The sequence below is a fragment of the Bacillota bacterium genome, assembly GCA_040757085.1.
GTDB lineage: Bacteria > Bacillota > Sulfobacillia > JACIYH01 > JACIYH01 > JACIYH01.
In genome coordinates this window covers 88,107-107,945 of the sequence record JBFLXJ010000024.1, presented here as the reverse complement: position 1 = coordinate 107,945, position 19,839 = coordinate 88,107, and the positions used below count along the sequence as shown (strand labels likewise).

Annotated in this window: 17 protein-coding genes and 1 pseudogene; 13 read left to right on the top strand and 5 right to left on the bottom strand. The window is 64.4% G+C overall.

Annotated elements, in window-relative coordinates; genetic code table 11:
* From AB1446_10055 to AB1446_10035, 5 genes are all read left to right on the top strand, one after another.
* Positions 1-244: hypothetical protein (locus AB1446_10055; protein ID MEW6547240.1), on the top strand; the 244-nt coding region annotated here is incomplete at its 5' end.
* Positions 241-1,404 (top strand): hypothetical protein, encoded by a 1,164-nt coding sequence (locus tag AB1446_10050; protein MEW6547239.1) that lies wholly within the window; start codon positions 241-243, stop codon positions 1,402-1,404. The genes AB1446_10055 and AB1446_10050, both read left to right, overlap by 4 nt.
* A gap of 97 nt (positions 1,405-1,501) precedes the next feature.
* The gene (locus tag AB1446_10045) at positions 1,502-1,984 is read left to right on the top strand and encodes a dihydrodipicolinate synthase family protein (protein ID MEW6547238.1); all 483 of its coding nucleotides are present in this window, start codon (positions 1,502-1,504) and stop codon (positions 1,982-1,984) included.
* Between the two features lie 417 nt (positions 1,985-2,401).
* Entirely contained in the window at positions 2,402-6,445 is a 4,044-nt protein-coding gene (locus tag AB1446_10040; protein MEW6547237.1) for an RHS repeat-associated core domain-containing protein, read from the top strand.
* A gap of 1,249 nt (positions 6,446-7,694) precedes the next feature.
* Positions 7,695-7,988 (top strand): hypothetical protein, encoded by a 294-nt coding sequence (locus tag AB1446_10035; protein ID MEW6547236.1) that lies wholly within the window; start codon positions 7,695-7,697, stop codon positions 7,986-7,988.
* A 224-nt stretch (positions 7,989-8,212) separates the two neighbouring features.
* Here AB1446_10035 and AB1446_10030 read toward each other — a convergent pair whose 3' ends face one another.
* The 4 genes from AB1446_10030 to AB1446_10015 form a co-directional block, all read right to left on the bottom strand.
* Positions 8,213-8,455, bottom strand: coding sequence for a type II toxin-antitoxin system HicA family toxin (locus tag AB1446_10030; GenBank protein ID MEW6547235.1), 243 nt, complete (start codon positions 8,453-8,455; stop codon positions 8,213-8,215).
* A complete protein-coding gene (locus AB1446_10025; GenBank protein ID MEW6547234.1) occupies positions 8,452-8,664 on the bottom strand; it encodes a 2-oxoisovalerate dehydrogenase in 213 nt (70 codons plus the stop codon). The genes AB1446_10030 and AB1446_10025 overlap by 4 nt, the downstream gene beginning before the upstream one ends.
* A 1,731-nt stretch (positions 8,665-10,395) precedes the next feature.
* A complete protein-coding gene (istB, locus tag AB1446_10020) occupies positions 10,396-11,178 on the bottom strand; it encodes an IS21-like element helper ATPase IstB (GenBank protein ID MEW6547233.1) in 783 nt (260 codons plus the stop codon).
* Positions 11,175-11,987 carry a hypothetical protein gene (locus AB1446_10015; protein ID MEW6547232.1) on the bottom strand — a complete coding sequence of 271 codons (813 nt, stop codon included), beginning with the start codon at positions 11,985-11,987 and terminating at the stop codon, positions 11,175-11,177. The genes istB and AB1446_10015 overlap by 4 nt, the downstream gene beginning before the upstream one ends.
* Positions 11,988-12,028: 41 nt before the next feature.
* Here AB1446_10015 and AB1446_10010 point away from each other — a divergent pair, with 41 nt between their 5' ends.
* The 4 genes from AB1446_10010 to AB1446_09995 all read left to right on the top strand — a co-directional run bounded on the left by AB1446_10010 (position 12,029) and on the right by AB1446_09995 (position 15,284).
* Entirely contained in the window at positions 12,029-12,310 is a 282-nt protein-coding gene (locus AB1446_10010; GenBank protein ID MEW6547231.1) for a DUF5372 family protein, read from the top strand.
* A gap of 145 nt (positions 12,311-12,455) precedes the next feature.
* Complete coding sequence (locus AB1446_10005) at positions 12,456-12,935, top strand: helix-turn-helix domain-containing protein (protein ID MEW6547230.1); 480 nt, start codon at positions 12,456-12,458, stop codon at positions 12,933-12,935.
* 8 nt (positions 12,936-12,943) lie between these two features.
* On the top strand, positions 12,944-13,207 hold the full coding sequence (locus AB1446_10000; GenBank protein ID MEW6547229.1) for a hypothetical protein: 264 nt from the start codon (positions 12,944-12,946) through the stop codon (positions 13,205-13,207).
* Between the two features lie 4 nt (positions 13,208-13,211).
* Positions 13,212-15,284, top strand: a complete 2,073-nt coding sequence (locus AB1446_09995) for a recombinase family protein (protein ID MEW6547228.1) — start codon at positions 13,212-13,214, stop codon at positions 15,282-15,284.
* Between the two features lie 18 nt (positions 15,285-15,302).
* On the opposite strand, the pseudogene istA reads toward AB1446_09995, so the two are convergent.
* Positions 15,303-15,971 (bottom strand): annotated as a pseudogene (istA, locus tag AB1446_09990) (IS21 family transposase).
* A 463-nt stretch (positions 15,972-16,434) separates the two neighbouring features.
* Between istA and AB1446_09985 the strand changes: the two are divergent.
* The 4 genes from AB1446_09985 to AB1446_09970 all read left to right on the top strand — a co-directional run bounded on the left by AB1446_09985 (position 16,435) and on the right by AB1446_09970 (position 19,807).
* Positions 16,435-16,779 (top strand): helix-turn-helix domain-containing protein, encoded by a 345-nt coding sequence (locus AB1446_09985; protein ID MEW6547227.1) that lies wholly within the window; start codon positions 16,435-16,437, stop codon positions 16,777-16,779.
* 429 nt (positions 16,780-17,208) lie between these two features.
* On the top strand, positions 17,209-17,868 hold the full coding sequence (locus tag AB1446_09980) for a hypothetical protein (GenBank protein MEW6547226.1): 660 nt from the start codon (positions 17,209-17,211) through the stop codon (positions 17,866-17,868).
* Between the two features lie 69 nt (positions 17,869-17,937).
* Positions 17,938-19,311, top strand: coding sequence for a DDE-type integrase/transposase/recombinase (locus AB1446_09975; GenBank protein ID MEW6547225.1), 1,374 nt, complete (start codon positions 17,938-17,940; stop codon positions 19,309-19,311).
* A gap of 1 nt (position 19,312) precedes the next feature.
* A complete protein-coding gene (locus tag AB1446_09970; protein ID MEW6547224.1) occupies positions 19,313-19,807 on the top strand; it encodes an ATP-binding protein in 495 nt (164 codons plus the stop codon).
* Positions 19,808-19,839 lie beyond the last annotated feature (32 nt).

Sequence of the window (19,839 nt, the reverse complement as noted above, 5' to 3'; positions counted from 1 at the left end):
CCCCTGGCACGGTGGTCTTCAGGAGCGTCGCCTTCCCAGCAACCATGTCTGCTGTTCCCAGTCCTGCTGTCTCAACTTCCTGTTTCCGCTGACCACACGCCCGCAGCTTCTGGCCAGGGTGTTCCGGCACATCTATCCGGACCTATCGGAGCCTCTCCTGTGGCTGGAGACGGGCGACTGTCGGACGGCACACCTGCCATACGTGGGAAACCACTTCAACTGCACAGTGGGGTGTGCTCATTGAAAAAGTCCGTGTTCGTACTTGGCACGGTGCACGACGGCCATGGTAAGTACCCAGGCTATACGTACTGGCACTTAATCAAGATTCTAGCTGCGTACGGACCTGATCTGGTCTGTATAGAGGTTGGACCCAGACGTTTCATGGCCGGCGACTTTCGATGTGATTCCGCGGAAAAATGGGGCATCGGTCTCGGATGGGCGTGGAACCGCGGTGTTCCTGTAGCCCCAGTGGATGGTGACGGGAAGGTGAACCCGCCCGAGGACGCTCAAGCAGCCCTTGCGTTTGAAGCGTCCGACGAAGGCAGGAGGATTCTTGCGGACCTGGAACGGAGATGCAGTGAGATAATCGAAGAGGCCGGGGGCTTTGAGCCGCTGGTCAATACCTACGATGCAGCCAACAGCCAAAAGACCTGTGAAGTGTTTCGGGCAACCCACGAACTCGTTGAGTCGACTGTCGGACATATCGCCAATGGCGCTATCACATGGTACTGGGCAGCGCGAAACCAAGGGATGGCCGCCAAAACGGTTCAAGCCATGGACTACCACGAGGCCAGTCGGGCTATAGTCTTAGTGGGGTGCGAACACAAATATGCCTTGGATGATCTTCTCGGGGAGCGGTATCATCTCACGGTGCTTCAGCTTGAGGACTTCCTCGCCCACCCCATAACCCTGACGGACCAGGAACGGGATTCTTTCCATCGTGGGGACCATCCACTCTTTTACCCATCTGACCTCATGTACATCCACACCAAAGTGCACGGGGGCGAACCCTATTCGTATATGCAAACCCTTCCCCCGAACCCCGACTCGCTGAACCTTTCCGGGGTTATGGAGAAGATTGAGCGGCACTTGTCTGACACTCCTGGCGACCCTGACATGCTCTACTACCGAGGCATTTACCGCTACCTGACTAAGGACTACTCTCAAGCGATCGAAGATTTCTCGGCTGTCGCTGATGATTGCACACGCAGAGTTGGAGGATTGATTCCTCTATGGGAGTTAGCCACCTTGCGGAAGGGCCAGATGCTGGATCTACTCGGTGAGCGTGAGGCTGCCCTAAGGGCATACCAGAAGGTGGCTCGAGAGGGGACCGGGCATCTTAAAGATATCGTATCATCGTTTCTGAAGGAGCCTTTTACCCGGCCGTTGCCAGGCCCGAGATAGTGATAGCGCCGCCAAGCTACTGGTGCACTCTCCTATATCCCGTCAGTCCAGTGGGGGAGTTGACCCGTGGGCCACCGCATTCCCGATTACCCCGGCTGTGGCAAAAATCCCCAACATCGTGGCCCTGAAGGAGGCCTCCGGGAACCTGGATCAGGTGACGGAAGTGCTCAGGCTGGTCCCACCGGATTTCGCCGTGTACAGCGGTGACGACTCCCTTACCCCTCCCATCCTGGCGGTGGGAGGCGCAGGAGTGGTGAGCGTTGCTTCCCACCTGGTGGCGCGGGAAATATCCCGCCTCATCTCGTCCTACCTGGAGGGGAAGGTGGAAGAGGCGGCGGCCCTGCACCGCCGGCTGTACCGCCTCTTCCGGGTTCTCTTCATCACCACCAACCCGGTGCCGGTGAAGACCGCCCTGCGCCTAGCAGGCTTCGACGTGGGGCCCGTCCGCCCGCCTCTGGCGGAAGCCGCTCCCACGGAGGAGCAGGCCACTTTTCCCAGGTCTTGGCCGAGCTGGGTCTGCTTGCGTGAAGGCGCCAGGGTCACTACAGTTGCCTTTGCCAGCGAGGATGATTTCCGTTAGGCATGGCCGGACCGTTTACGATACTCGAGTTGGCGCCTTGTCCGACGCTTGCGGGCCCGAGTTGCCAACTGCGTGCCAGCCGGGGCCCTGTTAAGACGGGTGACTAGCGTCGCATAATGTGCATTCGTTTCGACAGGTACGAGCCCAAACACCTGGAACTGAGCGTTTTGTGTCGGGAGTATTCCGTCTGCTGCAGCTTTCCAGCGTCGGGCAGTGGATTGCGGTCAATAATCTTTCGTATGTCAATAATCTTTCGTATTGACAAGGTCTGCTCAGGCCATTATCCTTGCGGTGGGTACATATTCCAGATATGGAAAGGGGGGCTACGCTGCCACCAGCGGCTGCTCATAAGAGAGTTGCGGGTGCCCTGATGGCGTTCGTATTGCGCTTGGTGCACCGAGAAAGGGGTGCGTGGAGATGTTTTCGCGCCGCCTGGCGAAGATCACCTCCTGCGTACTGGTGATTAGCCTCCTCTGCCTCTTTTCCGTCCCTCCGGCCGTGCTGGCCGGCAGCGGTGGCGATGCGACGGACACAGGTTCAGGTGCCGATGGCAGGCGCAGTATCGCCGCTGAGCAGGCCCGTTCCGTCCTGTTCCTGCAGCAGGAACTGCTGGGCAGGCCAGCGTTGCGCCGGGGTCTCTCCACGGTCGCGGACAACCTGGTTGTCGATGCGTCCGAAGTGGGGTTTGCCCTGGCATCCAAGGGCGGAAGGTGGAAGGCCCAGTTCACGGCCGATGCCCGTCCCGCCCGTGCCCACGGGGGCCGTTCCGCCGCGGCGTTACGCATTGACGACCGCGGACGCTCTTTGGGTCTGGCCCTCCGGGATGCCCGTGCGGTGCCCGGCAGGAACCGGGGCAGCAAGGTGTGGTACGACGAGGTGCTGCCCGGGGTGCGCCTGGAGTTCCAGGTGGCCATGGACGGGGTGAAGGAGAGCATCGTCCTCAAGCGTGCGCTCAAGGAGAAGGACGTCTCCTTCCGGTTTGCGCTGGAGACGGCGGGCCTGGAGCCCCGCCTGGAGGGGGGCCAGGTCCTCTTTTGTGACGAGCACGGCCTTCCCCGCTGGTACGTGCCGCGGCCCTTCATGGTGGACGCGGCCGGGGCGGTGTCCGCGGCGGTTTCCCTCCAACTCGGCCGGGAGGGCGAGGCCTGGTTCCTCGAGATCGTGCCCGATGCGACGTGGCTTTCCGACCCCGCCCGGCGCTACCCCGTGGTGATCGACCCCAGTCTGGCGTTGTGGCCGGGACAGCTGGGCTGGGAGCCCTACTGGCGCTATTTCACCCTGGATCTCGATGACGCGGGCAGCGTGTCGGTGAACCTGTTTAACGGCAACCTGGTGGTCAAGTACCAGGACCTTTACTTCACCGGGCAGGGCTCGCCCACTTTCCTCACCCGCACTTACAACTCCCAGTCCAGCGTCAACGGGCTGCTGGGTTACGGCTGGGTGCACAACTACTTCGGCTTCCTGCTGGAGAACGCCGACGGGACGGTCACCTACACCGACGACGACGGCACCGAGGCGGTGTTCACGCCCAATGGGGACGGCACCTATGCCCACCCGCCCGGGATACACCTCAAACTCACGCGCACCACCGATCCTTCCGGCCAGGTGCTCTTCCTCCTCGAGGACGTCAAGACCCACGAGGTGGAGACCTACGACGTGAGCGGCAACCTCGTCCGCCGGGCGGACCGCAACGGGAACGCGACCGTGTTCACGTACCAGGAGGGTGCCCTGGTCTCCATCACCGATGCCTCGGGCCAGGTGACCACCTTTTCGCTTTCGTCCGACGGGGGCATCCTTACTGCTACCGACCCGGCGGGCAAGTCGTTCGCGTATTCCCGCGATGCTTACGGCAACCTGGTTTCGGTGACCAACCCGGCCGGTGAAGTCGTGCAGATGAGCTATGACGCCCCCCGGCACCTTCTGCTGTCCGTCACCGATGCCCGCGGCAGGACCACCTCGTTCGCTTACGATGCCGAGGGCCGGGTGGTGGTGGTGACCGACCAGGAGGGCAACGTCTGGCGTCTCTCGTACGACCCCGCCAACCGCGCGAGCCAGGTGACCACTCCTCGGGGGGAGGTGTACGCCTACCGGTTCGGTGAGCTGGCCAACTGCGTGGAGGTGACGGAGCCGGGCGGGCTTGTCGCCACCTACGGCTGGGATGCTGACCTGAACCTGGCTTGGGTGACCGACCCCAAGGGGGGCACCACCACTTACACGTACGACGACATGGGCAACCGGCTTACGGAAACCGACCCCCACGGCAGGGTGACCAGGTTCGAGTACGATGCGGATTACAATCTGGTGCGCGCGGTGGACGCCGAGTCCTCCGCGGTCCAGATCACGTACGATGCCAACCACAACCCCCTGACCGTGACCGACTCGGCCGGGTCGCAGGTGAGCATGACCTACGACCGGAAGGGCAACACGAAGTCGGTCACCGACGGCAACGGCAACACCACGTATTACTACTATGACGAGCGGGGGAACCTCGTCCGGGTGGAGGACCCCGAAGGCGGGGTGGCCACCTACGGGTACGACTCCTCCAACAACCTCGTATCGGCTGAGCTTTCGCGGGACGGAACCGTCTACCTCAGGTTCGAGTACGCCTACGATGCGCTGGGCCGCCTCGTCCGGGTGACTGACGCGAAGGGCCAGTCCGTCCTGCAGAGCTATGACGCCAACGGCAACCTGGCCGAGGTCCGTGCAACCGATGGCGCTACGGTGAGCTACACTTACTCCGGCACCAATCAAGTTCTCGAGGAAAAGCATGGCGGCGTCACCCGCTACGGGTTCGCCTACGATGCAAACGGCAACCGCGTGTCCGTGGCCGTGGCCGGCCTGCCCGGGCCTTACAGCTACGCTTACAACGAGCAGAATCGCCTTGCCTCCGTCACCGAGCCCTGGGGCAACCGGGCCGAGTACAGCTACGATGCCGCCGGCAACGTGACCGGGGTGGCCTTCACAGCCGGCGGCTTGAGCTTCACGGTGAGCTACGGCTACGACGCCAAGGGCCGGCTCACCGCAGTTTCCGACGGTGTGGGGCAGGTCGCCCTCTCGTACGGCGCCAACGACCGCCTGGCGCAGGTCGCCTACCCGGGCGGTGTCTCGAGGGTGCTATCGTACGATGCGGCGAGCAAGGTTACCAGGGTGGAGTACCGCGACGCCGCGGGCGCCGTGCTATATTCCGAGGACTACGCCTACGACGGCGAGGGGAACAAGACCCGGGTCACTTACCGTGACGGCACCGCGGCGGTGTACACCTACGACCGCTTGAACCGGCTGACGTCAGAGACCGACCCGGTGACGGGCAGGAAGACCGTCTACGAGTATGACCCGGCAGGAAACCGCACTGCGAAGCTGGTCTACGCTGCCGACGGCACCCTGCAGTCGAGCATCGTTTACGGGTATAACCAGGCCGGAGAACTCGTCTCTGTGGACGGCGTCCGCTGCGAGTACGATGCCCGGGGCAACCTGGTTGACGACGGCTCCCGCACCTACGTCTGGGATGCGAAGAACCGCCTGATCGAAGTGCGGGAGAAGGCCACGGGCAACCTGGTGGCGGCCTTCTCGTATGACGGTGACGGGCGGCGCATCTCCCAGACCACCGTCCAGGGCACCGTGTACTACCACTATGATGGCAGGCACGTGGCCTACGAGACGGACGGGGCGGGCAACGTCACGGTAGCGTTCACCTACGACCAGGCCGGTATCCCGCTCAGCATGCGCTACCAGGGCCAGACCTACTACTACCTGACCAACGACCGCGGCGACGTCCTGGCCCTGGCCGATGCCCAGGGGAATGTGGTTGCTTCCTACCGTTACGACGCCTGGGGGAACATCCTGGAGGCAAGCGGTCCGCTAGCGCAGGTCAACCCCTATCGCTACGCCGGCTACCGCTGGGACGGGAGCACGGGGCTGTACTTCCTGCAGGCGAGGTACTACAATCCAGAGGTAGGAAGGTTCATCAGCCGGGATACCATCCTGGGCGCTCCCAAGGCGTCGCAGACCCTCAACCCCTATGCCTACGGGAATAACAACCCGGTCAACTTCACGGACCCAGACGGGCGTGCACCGGTTCTCGCAGCGTTTGCCGCTGCGGCAGCAGGGGGAGCGCTGATGGGCGCGGTCATCGGCGTAGTGAGTTATGCGGTGACCAAAGGCAGCGCACCGTGGAGCTGGCGCGAGGCCGGGGTATCTGCTGCTCGCGGAGCCCTCTGGGGAGCGGCGACCGGAGTCTCGTGCTCAGGGCTGGTTGCAGGTGCAATAGGGGGTGCGGTGGCGGGTGGTATCGACTACCTGGCGTTCACCCCCCGGAAAGCTTGGAGTGCTGGCGGGTTCGTGAAGTCCGTCGCGGTCAATGCAGCGGGTGGTGCTCTGGCAGGTAAGGTTCTCCCTACAACACCCCTTGGCAAGAAGATCAATTCGCTCTTCAGGCGACAAGCACGGCCGGGCCCGAGGTAGGATTGTTCCTGGGGGGCATGTCCGAGTGCGTACATGGGATGTCAAAACCGTTCTCCTCCTGTGTGGGGTGTATCTGGTGGGCGGAATTGCCTTTGGGCTGTTCCTTACGTTCGTTGTCGGTCGCGCTCTGGGGATAGAGCGGAGCGCGGCAAACGTGATTCGCGCCGCCGCAGCCTTTTTCTTGATGATGGTGTTGGCTTTCATCGTCACACCTTTGCTTCGGGGAGGGCGTTGAGGTGCGCACGACCGAAGGGGGGAACTGATAGGGACTGTTGCGGGCAGCGCCGCGTCGGTTGCCTTTGGTGTGGCGGGGCGGTCGGTGACCAGCTACGCCGCGGCAATGAGAACCTACTCTGGTGCTGTGCGGGCAACCTATTCTTATGCGGGCCTACGGGACCTCCAGGAGGTAGTGGGGGATGCGGTCAAGTGGGCGTAAGCCGCACCCGGGGGAATGGTGGATGTTGGTGGCTGGGTTGTGTCTGTCCCTCGTGGGCTTGGGCGTCGGATTTCGTGGTCTGTTGAGGGATGTTGCAGCCGTCATAGCGGCGGATTTCTCCCGTCCGTTGCCTGACGAACCGGATGGGAGGAGGCTCTTGGTGTGCGCGGCTGCTGTAATCTGTTACGCTGTCGGGTTCGGCGTTTGGGGACACCTAAGGAGATGGTCCAGGACGTACCTTCGCAAATTCTGGACATTATCAACAGCGTTGGTGTCCTTAGGGCTGGTGAGCGGGGGATTCCAAGCGCCTTGGACCTGGGGGCTGATCGCTGCGGTAGTCGTCCTGCCCCTGCAATGGTTCAACCTGGGCGGACTGCTGGCGCTTCAGGAAGCGGCTGAAACTGAGCGGCGGGAGCGAATGAAGCGATCCAAGGCCATAGAATCAGCGAAGACGTCCGCACGGAGGACTGTAAGCGGTGCGGGAGACCGCGAACGGGGGGAACCGGGAGACAACGCACGAATCGGGGTGACGAAGAGTAAAGGCCTCCGCCTCCACACGACGGTACCTCATCGAGAATAGAGCAATGCCCCGCGCGGCGATGAACTGGGACGTGGCCAGTGAGTGTACCGATGCGAAACGGAACCCCGGGGCGGTAACCGATTGGCCCGGGGTTCTGTTTGCCAGTGAGCGGCGTAGGGACCGATTGGAGAGCTACAGCAGGTCTGGTTCGAGTCTGTGCAGTCGCCACCGTGGGCTGGCGCGGTCGTCGGAGCTGTGTTCGGTTGTCGGCTACGGACTGAAGGGACTGCGCCGTGGAACAGGCGGGAGGCGGGGCGAGCAGCTCCCCGGGGCGCTGTGACATGTGCTGCGCCAAGTGTAGTGCGCTGCTGCGGGGACTGTGGCGGGAGCGAGTAAATGAACGGAGGGAAAACGTGCATCTTCCCGACCTGAGGATAGTGCTGATTAGTTGTGTGGTCTTTGCGGCAGGCGGAATTGTGTTTGGCCTGTTCCTGGTATACGGCATGGAGCGCTTGTTCGGGCTCTCGCTCGGAATCGCCAAGACGCCCATCAACGTTGTCAGAATAGCGGTGGCGTTCTTGTTTTAGCTTCTACTGTTCTGGGGTCTCCTTCCTGTGCGGGGAGGCAGGTGGGGAACAGGGTAGTGTAAGCGCCCTGACGGAACGGACGGCGATGCTCGCGGGGCGGCGTTCTCCCCAACGCCGCCCCGCACCTGCTGGTGGTCGGTGGGCCTCGGTTCGGGGAACGGGCGTTATCCGAACTATGGGGCAGGCATGGCCTGGGCATTGGTCGATGCCCGTCGGAAGCTGCTTCAGCCGAAAAGGTCTTTGATGAGAGCCTCTTTGCCAACCTTGAGGTGAGCAGCAACGTCGGCCAGGATAGAACTGAGGGTCCCGACCTTGAGGACGTCATGATTGGGGATGGTGACGTGGTGCTCGCCGTTTTGCAGAGTCGTAAGCCTCAGATGGGACCCCGTCTGTCGCGTGATGCGGTACCCGTACCGGCCCAGCAGCCGGGCCAGTTCTTGGGTGCTTACGTCTCTGGGGAGTTTCACAGCGCGAGGACCTCGTCCCTGACGAAGTGAAGACGGATCACGCGCGGGCGGTCCCGGTCATCGTCGAAGTGGCACCGGACCGCGTCGCGCACGGCTTCCTTGAGTTCTGCGAGGGAGTCCGCCTCGGTGAAGATTGAGTAGCCAAGCGCACGCGCCTGGTAGCCGCCCTCAGGGGCTTCCTCTACGAGGAATACGATCTCGGAGTCCACGGAGCTGCCTCCTCCACATTATGGTGCGGGGTGAGTGTTAGGACGCCTCGACCCCTCCTGAGGGTATTATCCCGCTGACTCGGCCGGATGGCAACGCTGTGCCACTTGTCTCCGCTGTCGGGTCGTTCTGCCGAACCGTCAGCCGTTGCTCGTTTGGAGAACATGAGTTATCCGTGCAGATTCCCAGCGAAAAGTGAGCCACTTTCCCACTGAAATTTGAGCCACCCGGGTTTCCAGAGAAGGAAACAATTGCTAATGTTACTTTTGCCTCTGTTCGGTGTTTGGTGTTGCAGGGGGCTGCCGGAGCCAGTTCCTCGAGCTTGAGGCCTGGCTGACCACGTTGCTCTTTGTGGCGCCTGGGTCGCGAAGTGTTTCTTCGCGGCTTCGAGCTGTTCCTTCAAAGCGGGCTGGTGCCGGCGAATCCGGCGCATGGCCTTTCGCGGTAGCGCACCACCATGAGCAATCCGGCCGAACGACCGCAGGTAGGCGCCTACTGAACTGGCACGATAGCCCGGGCACGAGGCCGGTGGCGGGAAACGGCGCATGAGCAGGGAGCGGAAGGGCCCTGGGCGTAGGCGGGGTGGCTAACCGCTCCGGGGCGCCCACTTGAGCCCCTGGGAACTCTCCCGGTTCACCGGGTCGGAGCTTGGGAAGCCATGCTCGGGGAGGATCTCCCCGACGAGAATGCAGTCGCGAAGACTCTTTCCCGGAGGTTCTGAGCTTGACACCCCGGAGCGCGCCACCTGGCCAAGGCCCGGTCCGGCGGCAGATGCGGTAGGCAAGGTCGGTTGACTCCTGGCAGAACCGCTCCGAGGAAGAGAGGGTGTAGCCGCGCCGCTGGCTCAGCAGGGACAGGAAAGCTTTCCGCTCCTGGCCAGAAGCTGCCCTGGGCGCCGGCAACAAGATCGCCAGGCCCAAAGCTCCAGCCAGCCCCGCTCGCCGGTCGCTTCCGCGACCTCCTCCACGGGCCAGTCCGACAGACCACCGTGCGGCGGAACGCAAGCTGCCACCGGTTGAGGATGCAGCACGGTACCGCCAGTATCGGCCTGCTGGTGGTGTTCTCCTCGCAGCAGCGGTCCTCGGCCAGCACCGCCCGGGGTGTGGTGAGCCCCTCCCGCGCCTTCCTGCTCCCCCAGGGGCAGCGGCCAGCCCTGGTCCTGGAGCCTGCCCGGTTTCTCACGGATGCCTTTGTGGCTGAGGGGTCAGAACATGCGCCGCCTCTTTTCGCCCAGGCGGCATCCTGGTACCAGGCCTCCTCGGTGGCCCGGGCCATCCTCCCTGGCGCCATCACCCCCACCCCGAAGTCGGCCTTCAACCGGCCTGCTATGGCGGGGAGCTCGATCTGGCCCAGGTCGCGGGAGAGCGGGTGTCCTTCGCATGGAGGTCGAGGGTGCCCCGGGACACCACCTCGGCTTCCTCCAGGGGAGATTTCCCGCCCACGGATCTCGCTGGTGAGGAACCAAGCAGCTCTTGGCTTCCACCCGGGTCTGTCCCTGGGGATGCGCTGCCGCGAGAAGGCGGGGTGTTCCACTTTCGCCACCCCCGGTAACTGCCACCATACCGGCACTGGCCGCGCTCCGCAGCTCAGCGTGCCGGGTGACGAGCTATCCGGTTTTCAAGGTGCAGCGGCGGCCTGTGATTCCTTCCCGTGTTGGGGGTTCTTGGCAGAATTTGCAGCTCGATGTGCCGCCCTTGTGTCGATCGGCGGTCCCCCGTTCAGCCGGCCAGTTCTCAGGCTGATTCGCGCCGGGCCGTGGCTCCGGCGGCCTGCGCGGCCCGGTCCAGCTTGTCCTTGAGCCGGTAACTGGGCCCGTTGATGGCGATGATGTGGCTGTGGTGGAGAAGGCGGTCGAGGATGGCGGAGGCGATGACGTCGTCTCCGAATACCTGCCCCCACTGGTCGAAGGCCTTGTTGGTGGTCAGGATGATGGAGCCCTTCTCGTAGCGGCAGCTGACGAACTGGAAGAAGAGGTTCGCCCTCTGGGTGTCCACCGGCATGTACCCCAGTTCGTCGGCGATGACCAGATCCAGGCGGCTGAGCGCCTCCAGGCGCGACCCCAGAGATCGGTCTACGGTTGCCGCCACCAGTTGGTCCAGCAGCGCGTGCACGGTGGTGAACAGGACCCTTTTTCTCGCCATGCAGGCCTTCAGACCCAGGGCGATGGCAAGATGGGTCTTCCCCGTGCCGCTCGGTCCCACCAGGACGATGTTTTCCGCCTTGTCCAGGAAGCCCAGTTCCGCCAACTCCTTGATCGTTGCCACCGGGAGGGAGGGCTGGAAGCTGAAGTCGAACGACTCCAGGGTCTTGATGGCGGGGAAACGCGCCTTGGCCACCTTGGCGTTGATCGACCGCTCCGCCTTGGCAGCCACCTCCTCGTCGGCCAGGCGCGCCAGGAAGGCCGTGTAGCTCATCTGGCTTTTGGCCGCCTTCTCCGCCTCCTCTTCGAATATGGCGGCCATGGTGTGCAGGCTGAGCTTCCGCAGCTGCTGCCTCAACCGCTCCACCTCGGTCACCGGCATCCACCTCCCTCGAGCAGGCGCTGGTACGCGGAGAGACTGCGGTTCACCTTGACCTGCGGCAGCCCGTGCAGGGGGCGGACTCCGGGCTCCGGCTGCGGCTGGGCGGGGGGATGCTGCTCGAGCACGCCGCGGACGAAGCCCACGGAGAAGGTGTTGTACCGCAGGCAGAGGGAGAAGGCCTCCAGCATAGCCTCCTTGGGGTACAAAGAGGCAAGCTCCAGTATGCCCCGCAGGTGGTAGGCCGGGTTGAGCTTCTGCTGGGCGTAGAGCCTCTCCAGGAATTCTGCCTGATCCGGGAAGCGGTCCAGGAATGCCTTCTCCAGCAGCGCCCGGGTGCGCGGGGCCGCCCGCCTTAGCCCCTCGTAGTGCTCCTGCTTGAGGATGGTGCGCCCCTTGTCCCGGCAGAGTTCATGGGTGGCCACGACCTGGCCGTGCATGTCAAGCACGAGGAGATACTCGCCCCGGGACACCCTCACCCACACCGACTTACCCGCGTAGGGATGGGGGACGCTGTAGCGGTTGCCGTCGAACGAGATCAGGCAGTCCCAGCTCACGTTCCGGAACTGCTCCCGGGTGCTGACGAACCTGCCCGCGGGCAGAGGGGTGAGGTAAGGCTGCTCTTCGGCGAAGAGATCTATGGGCCGCTGGCGCGTGGTGCCGTGGACCATTAGGTCGAGCTCCTCCCGGGCAAACCTCTGGAGCTCGGCCAGGAAATGCTCGAAGCTGTCCCAGCGCCCTCCTCTGATCAGGTGATCCTCCAGGTGGCGGAAGGGGTTTTCCACCTTCCCCTTGGTCAAAGTCATCGATTGCACCCGGAGTGTCCGGTGCGTCACGGAAATTCAGGGTGGTGCATCCCTACCATCCCTTGAGTGGCCAGGAATTCGAGCTTCTCACCTGGTGCCAGGCGTGGTGCGAAGACCGGGTGTTTTTCGAAGACCGCGAGGGAAGGGTGCGGTCCCTTCCCGCCAGCTGGACGGATGTGGCGCCTGCTGATCCGTTTGTCACTCTGTCAGGGGGTCGCTCGATCTTCCGCCTCCAGGACCTGCGTGCCCTGGCGGCACTGGTGAGGGATCTTCAAGAGTCGGGGAAGGAAGACGGAGACCGTGTAAAGGAGATTACGCCGTGAGTGTTAAGTTGATTATGCTCATCTACCAAGCCGTCCGGCATGGGAGCAGCTTAGGTCTCCTTGCAGTGAGGGTTTTCCGGGATGGGCCTTGACAGGCGGACAGGGGTGTGCATAATGGAGTTAACACATCTGGGGAGGGAAAGGATTGCCGGGCAAACAGGGAGACGAGAAGCTCTCTTCCCTCCGGGCCCATCATGCGCTCAACCCGCGTCCGGAGGACGTGACAGACGAGGCCTTCCGGTCGGGGAACCCCTTCTTCGACGCCCGCGACCTGGTGCAGGTGAAGTACGAGATGCTGCGGCGTGTCGAGGTGGACGGGCTGCCAGCGAAGCGGGCGGCGGCGCTGTTTGGGTTTTCTCGCCCGTCGTTTTACCAGGCGCGGGAGGCGTTCCGGCGCGGCGGTCTTCCCGGGCTCCTGCCCCAGCGGCCGGGCCCCCGGAGGGCGCACAAGTTCACGGAGGAGGTGATGGGGTTTCTGGAGGCCGTGCTTTCCGAGGACCCGACGCTGCGTCCGGGCGAGCTGGCCCGCATGGTGAGGGAACGACTCGGCCTGACGGTGCATCCCCGGAGCATCGAGCGGGCCCTGGGGCGGGCCCGAAAAGGGGGGCGCCGGGAAAAGGCGTAGGCGGCCAGATGAGCGCGGACGGGCTGGCGGAGCGATACGAGGAGGTGCGGGCGTACGCGGTGGGTGCGGTCCCGGGAGCTGCCCCCCGCGGCCTGACCCTGCTCATGCGGCGCGGGGTGCCCGCGTGGGTGCAAGCCTGGGCATCCTGCGCCCCTGCCTGCAGCCCGCGAGTTGGGCCCGGGTCAGGTGGCCTGAGCATGACAGGTGCAAGGACGCAGGCTGAACTAGTGATGGCGCTGGTGACGATGGCGCTTTCTTGCCGGGGGAGGTGATGGGGTGGACCAGGGGGTTTACCAGAAGGTCAAGCCCTCCCACCTGAAGCGGGACGCGTACCTTTACGTGCGCCAGAGCACGTTGCGGCAGGTGTTCGAGAACCAGGAAAGCACCAAGCGCCAGTACGGGCTCCGGGAACGGGTGGTGGCCTTGGGGTGGCCGGTCGAGCGGGTGGTGGTGATCGACGAGGACCTTGGGCACTCGGGCGCCTCGGCTTCTGGGCGGGAAGGTTTCCAGCGGCTGGTGGCTGAGGTGGGTATGGGCCGGGTGGGAATCGTGCTGGGCCTGGAGGTTTCCCGCCTGGCGCGCAGCTCCTCTGACTGGTACAGGTTGCTGGAGATCTGCGCCCTGACCGATACCCTCATCCTGGACGAAGACGGGGTGTACGACCCCGGGCACTTCAACGACCGGCTGCTTTTGGGGCTCAAGGGGACGATGAGCGAGGCGGAACTGCATGTGCTGCGCATGCGGCTGCAGGGAGGGATCCTCAGCAAGGCCCGCCGGGGCGAGCTCAAATCCCGTCTGCCGACAGGGTTTGTGTACGGGCCCGACAGCCAGGTGGTACTCGATCCCGACCTGGCCGTTCAGCGGGCGGTGCGCCTGCTGTTTGACACCTTCCGGCGCACCGGTTCCGCGGGCCAGGTGGTGCGGGTGTTCCGAGAGCAGGGGCTCCGCTTCCCGTGGCGGGTGGCCGTGGGCCCCCGGCGGGGGGAACTGGTGTGGCCGCGGCTGGAACGGCATCGGGTCCTCCGGGTCCTCGGGAACCCCCGGTACGCAGGTGCGCTCTTCTTCGGCAGAACGCAGACCCGCAGGACCCCCGGTGGCAGGTACATTTGCAAGCTCAAGCCACCGGAAAAGTGGCTCGCCCTCGTGCGGGATGCTCACCCGGGCTACATTTCCTGGGAGGAGTACCAGGACAACCTGCGGCGGTTACGGGAGAATGCAGTGGCGTACGGGGCAGACCGCCGCGCCAGCCCCCCGCGGGAGGGCCCGGCCCTGTTGCAGGGGCTGGTGATCTGCGGGGTATGCGGAAAGCGCATGACCGTGCGCTATCACGTGAGGAACGGGCGGGTCGTGCCCTCGTACGTGTGCCAGCGCGAGGGGATCGAGCAGGCCGCTTCCCCCTGCCAGCGCATCCCGGGGGCAGGCGTGGACAGGGCAATCGGCGAAATGCTGGTCGAGGCGGTCACGCCGCTCGCCCTCGAGGTGGCACTCGCCATCTCCGAGGAGTTGAACCAGAGGGCGGAGGAGGCGGACAGGTTAAGGTTGGGACAAGTGGAACGGGCTCGCTACGAGGCGGAACTGGCTCGGCGGCGCTACATGCAGGTTGATCCGGACAACCGCCTGGTGGCCGACGTTCTGGAGGCAGACTGGAACCAGAAGCTGAGGGCGCTGGCTGAGGCGCAAGAGGAGTACGAGCGACAGCGCAGGGCTGACCGCGTGCTCGTGGACGAGGAGGAGCGTGGCCGCATCCTGGCGCTGGCCACCGACTTCCCCCGCCTGTGGCGGGACCCCCGTACCTCCGACCGGGATCGCAAGAGAATGGTGCGCCTGATCATCGAGGACGTCACCCTGCTCAAGAAGGAGAACATCACTGCCCACGTACGCTTCAAAGGCGGAGCCAGCCGCACCCTGACCCTGCCGCTGCCGCCTTCGGCCTGGCAACTGTATCAAACTGACCCCGCCGTCGTTGCGGAAATCGACCGGCTACTGGACGATTACACCGATGGTGAGGCCGCTCTGATCCTGAACGAACGAGGGCTCCGCTCCGGGCACGGCAACCGATTTGACCGGCTGATGGTGCGCAAAGTGAGGTTGGCGTACGGTCTCAAGGATACGTACAGCCGCCTGCGGGACAGGGGTCTGCTAACGTTGAAGGAGATGGCCGCCGCCCTGGGCGTTAGCAGCAGCACGGTGAAGGCTTGGCGCCGCCACGGGCTGCTGCGTGCTCACGCGTACAACGACAAGGATCAGTACCTCTACGAGCCGCCTGGGGAGGACGCGCCCGTGAAAGGTAAGTGGAAACTGCGGCGCAGAAAAAGTACACCCGCAACGAGAGAAGAGGGTGCAGTATGAAGCAAAGCCCTTCGCCCGGGCGTTTCCCGGGGCGCAAGCCACGGGCTGGATGCGGTAGTGTCCGCACAGTTCAAGAAACAAGCGGTTCCACCGGAAATCGTTCGGCCTGCAACTGTCCACCATGGTCCGGTCGTTGTCCACCACCAGCACCTTGGGGCTGCCCCCGAAGAACCACAGGGCATCCTCCAGCGCCTCGAACACGGACGCCTGCGTCTCGTCCAGGCTGGCCGTAAGGTACTTGCGGCGGCTGTAGCCCAGGGTCAGGGAGAACACTACTACCCGGCAGAGCATTGTTCCGAGCGGGATGGTGTAGGGGGACCAGTCGAACTGGCCCTGCTCTCCGGGGGGCGTCTCGAATCTCATGCTGGCTCGGGCCGACGCCTGGTTCTCGCGCAGCTTCTCCAGGTACCGGTAGAAGGCGGACTTGGAGCCTTCGAATCCCAGCTTCCGCAGTTCCCGCAGGATGCGGCTCCCCCGGAACTTTTTGTCGAAGAGCATTTCCCTGATCTGCTCCTCGAAGGGCGCCAGGCCAGGGTTGACCGGCTGCTTCCTGCGCGCATACTTCGGCGGGCTGTCCAAGACCAGCGCCCTGGCCACGGTGTTCCGGGATACGCCCAGCTCCCGTGCGATGGCACGCTGGCTCAGGCCCCGCGCATGCAGGTACCGAATGGTGGTCCACGCTTCCACTGATATCACCCTCCCCGTCACCTCCGATCCGGCCTAACCCATTTCCAGATCGGAGGGAATTTCCCTGGGAGGGTGGCTCAGTTTTCAGCGGGAAAACTGGCTCAGATTTAAGGGGGAATATGCGGGGGGGCGGTTAGATTGCCGTGCGGGGTTCTCCTCACCGTGCACCGGGATCCGGCGGCGGGACAGGCGTAGCGCCCGATGCGGCTCGGAAGGAAGCTTGTTGCATGTTTCTGCGGTTGGGTGTCTTTTCCCGGGCGCCTGTTGCGTCCAGCCGCCGCTACTGCCAGGGCGGGGGCGGGCGGGGGGATTCTCTGAGGATGGTAGATCATGCGGGGGAGGGTCAACGCGTGTCGTGATGGTGCCACTTTCCCGTAACACTGTTGTAACCATGCAGCCGTATGATTAAGCTGCCAGGCGAGCACGTATCTCGCTGGATACCCCCCTCCTTTGGGTCCGGGTGATGCGCGTGCGTCACCTGCTTTTTGTAGTGGGGTCGGGTGGTCGGATCTTGAGAGGGGCATGGAAGGAGCTTGCGGAAAAACGGGGACTTCTGACAGTGGCGCGGGCGGCCGCGGAGCTAGGGTGCCATCCGGAGACGGTTCACAGGTGGATTCGCCAGGGGAAGCTTCCCGCGGTGCGCTATGGCAGGAAGGTGTTCGTGCTGGCGGCGGATCTGCCGCAGCGAGGGGATTCGCGTTCGCGTGGGGATGAGAGGCGGGACCCGCAGCGCGCGGCTGCTGGAGTAAACGCCCTCTTGAGCCAGACGTCCCCAGTGGGTGTCAGGCGTGCCACGCATCCCGCGTGACCGGGGCTTCGTGGCAGGGCCCGGTGGGGGTTAATTTGGGCGCCGGCTGGCGTTCAAGTTCCCGCGAACGCGTAGGGGGAGTTTGTTCTCCGGCGCTGGATGGGCGGAGCAGGGGTGCTACGAGGCTGTACGGCCTCGCGCGGGTGTGAGCTGGCCGAGATGCGTGGTTGAGCCCTGCTCCGTGGGTTCGGGCGACGGTGCGGCGCGAAACAAGCCGTCCCCGAACCGCGGCGGCAGGGGTTCGTGTAGCGGCTAACATTATTTGGCCAGGATTTAGGAGGAATTTCTCAGATTGGCTGACCTCTTTGTAGGGGAGGCAGTAGGATGTTTGTCCCTCCCTTGAGAAGGCATTAAGGGGTGATGCGAGAAAGCGAAGGCCTCCGGCCAACCGCCAATTGAGCCCGGAGACCTTCGCCCACGCAACAGTGCATGAAAAGAGTAACGCACCTGAAGGCTGCTGTCAAAGCAATCCTGTGTTCGTACATAGCCTCGATTTCCCGCGGACCTCCGCCTGAGTATCGTCCCTGCCACTGCGGCCACCACTTCCGCCACCGCCACAAGGTGGAGCACTGCTACGTGGCCGTGGGGTTCTGGTCGGAGCTCGTCCCGGTGCTCTACCTGCGGTGCCCGGCCTGCGGGTCGGTGCGGAACCTCAGGCCCCGGTTCCTGCCGCCCCGGTCCCCCTACCCCTGGGTCCTCAGGCAGGAGGCGATATTGGCCTACCGCCAGCTTGGGAGCTACCGCCGGGCCGCCGCGGCCTTCGAGATAAACTGGCAGACTCTCTGGCGCTGGGCGGACAGGCTTGCCCGGGCCGCGGAGAGACTCGAGCGCTTCCTGCTCGAGCAACTCCTCGCCTGCAACGTGGCCCGCACCGCCGCCCTGGCCCAAGAAGCAGGCAGGCTGACCCCCGCCAGGGCCGGACCCGGCTGGCGGACCCGGGCAATCTCCCGGGCGCCGCTGCTCCTGGAACTTGCCCTTTCCCTCTGGCAGGAGGGCTCGCGGCTCGGCCTAAACTGGGGAGAGCCTCAGGCGGAAGACGCCATGCGCTTCCTGGGAGTGTGCGCCAGGGAGACGGGCCTGAGGCTGTAGGCCCCACCAAACATGTGTCTTGCCGCGCCGGCCCCCCGGGGCCCAAAATGGCGCCCGGGAGGTGGGATGGTGGCAGACGATGCCCGCACGAGCATCGCCCTGTTCCGCTACCGGGTCATAGCCCCGCTCCTTGACCCCTCGTTGGAGGAGGCTGAGCGCCGGCGGATCAGGCAGGAGATCCTGGCCCGGGAGCACCCCTGCCCCGGGCCCGGGGGGACCCGCCGCGTCTCCGGCCGCACCCTGCGCCGCTGGCTGGCAGCATACCGCAAAGGCGGTTTTGAGGCCTTAAAGCCCAGGCCTCGCAGCGACGCCCAAAACCCCAGGGCCATACCGCCGCAGATCATCGACCTGGCCGTGCGCCTCAAGGAGCAGGTGCCCGAGCGCTCGGTCAGGCAGATCATCGAGCTCATGGTGCATGACCCCTCGGTCCCGGTGAGGGAGGGGGACGTCAAGCCCTCCACCTTGGCCCGGCACCTCAGGCGCCTGGGAAAGACCAGGGAACTGCTCAAGGCCCCCTCTGGAGTGTACCGGCGGTACGAGAAGGCCGAGCGCAACCTGCAGTGGCAGGCCGACCTCAAGTACGGGCCCTGGCTCCCGGACCCCCGCGACGGCACCAAGAAGCTCAGGACGTACCTGATCTGCTTCATGGACGACTACTCCCGCCTCATCTGCCACGGTGAGTTCTACTTCACCCAGGACCTGCCCGCCCTTCTGGATTGCTTCAAGAAGGCCGTCTTGAAGCGCGGCATCCCCGCCCGGGTGTACTGCGACAACGGCGCCATCTTCACCTCGAACCAGTTCGAGGTCATCTGTGCCGAACTGGGCTCAAGGCACATCTCCGGCCAGCCCTACGCGCCCCAGGCACGGGGGAAGCTGGAAAGGTTCTTCCGCACCGTGGAGGAGTCGTTCTTCCCCGAGTTGCACCTGGTCGAGGTGAACACCCTGGACGAGCTCAACCAGCTCTTCTGGGCCTGGCTGGAGCAGAGCTACCACCACCACGTCAACCGCGAAACCGGCCAGACTCCGGCTGCCCGCTTCAGCAAGGGCCCCGGCCAGATCCGCATGCTCGACCCCACCAGGGTGCGCGAGATCTTCCTCTGGCGGGCAAAGCGCCGGGTGGACTCCACCTGCACCTTCACCTTCCAGGGCAACCGCTACGAGGTGGATCCCAGGCTGGCCCGCAGGGTGATCGAGATCCGCTACGACCCGTTCGACCTCTCCGAGATCTCGGTATGGTGGCAGGGACAGTGCTTCGGCTACGCCATCCCCCACCTCCTCCAGAGGCAGCACGACAGGGCAGTGACCCTGCCGCCCGCCCCCGAAGACCCCGGACCCACGCTTGCTCCGGTCAGCTTCTTGAAAGTGCTCGAGGAAAAGCACCGCGAGGAACTGAAGGCCAGGATCGGCAGGATCAGCTTCACCCGCTCCGAGGAGGGGATGTAAGGTGTTCGAGCAGTTCTACGGCCTGACCTCCACCCCGTTTTCCCGCGGCATCAGGCCCCAGGACCTCTACCTGCCCCAGCAGTTCCGCGAACTCCTCGCCCGGCTCACCTACTGCGTGAGGACAAGGGGTTTCGGCCTGGTCACCGGCGAAGTGGGATCGGGAAAGTCCACCGCGCTGAGGGCACTCGCCCACCAGCTCGACCCATCGGGCTACCACGTCCTGTACATCTCGCAGTCCGGGCTCACCCCCAGGCACCTGTACCGGGAACTCTGCGTCGGCATGGGGCTGCGACCGGCGTTCACCGCCGCCGACTCCCGCAGGTTGCTCGTGCAGGCGCTGTGGGATAGCTACCGGAACCAGGGCAAGCAGCCGGTGATCGTCATCGACGAGGGCCACCTGCTCTCGCCGGCGATGCTGGAGGAAATCCGCTTCCTCACCTTATGCCGAGCCCACGATTATGCCGAACAGGTCAGCGCGGCAGGGAGTTGTCTCTAGGAGCGCATGTACAGGAGCGTCGAAGTACTCGG